1 protein-coding gene is annotated in these 429 nt (G+C 57.8%); it reads right to left on the bottom strand.

Annotated elements, in window-relative coordinates; translation table 11 throughout:
- Positions 1–78 precede the first annotated feature (78 nt).
- A partial coding sequence (locus tag VSR34_RS38730; protein ID WP_342965277.1) for a DUF1275 family protein occupies positions 79–429 on the bottom strand: 351 nt, incomplete at its 5' end.

The following is a 429-nucleotide window of genomic DNA, read 5'->3' as shown; positions in this document are numbered from 1 at the left end:
GTTTACCCACATGTCTGTGAACGAAGCTGCAATTTTCTGCTTGTAAACGAGAGGGCGCGATGTTAACTTTGGCCATCCTCATGCACGCGGCGCTTGCGACCCAGTCTTGGTCCCCGGCCAGACAACCAGCTGGACCATTCGCATTAGCGCGCCCACGAGAAGCAGAACCGAAATCCATAGCGCCCCGTTGTGCAACATGCGGGTGGCAACGCCACCGAGCACCGCGCCCGCGAAAAAACTGAAGCCGGCCATTCCGAGCAGTGATGCATCCCGCAACGCTGTCCTGTCATATCTTGGAATCAGGCCTTCCAGCAGCCTCTTCGCGGCCCGTCGCAGATTCCCGGTCGTCATGACCGACGTATAGGACAGATTCTCGAGATGGGTAAACGACAAGGTCTGCAGCGTGGCGACGAACGAAATGCCCGGAAT

This window comes from Paraburkholderia sp. JHI2823 (assembly GCF_038900695.1).
Lineage (GTDB): Bacteria > Pseudomonadota > Gammaproteobacteria > Burkholderiales > Burkholderiaceae > Paraburkholderia > Paraburkholderia mimosarum.
The sequence above is the reverse complement of the archived record's forward strand: the minus strand, read 5'-3'. Positions and strand labels throughout refer to the sequence as shown.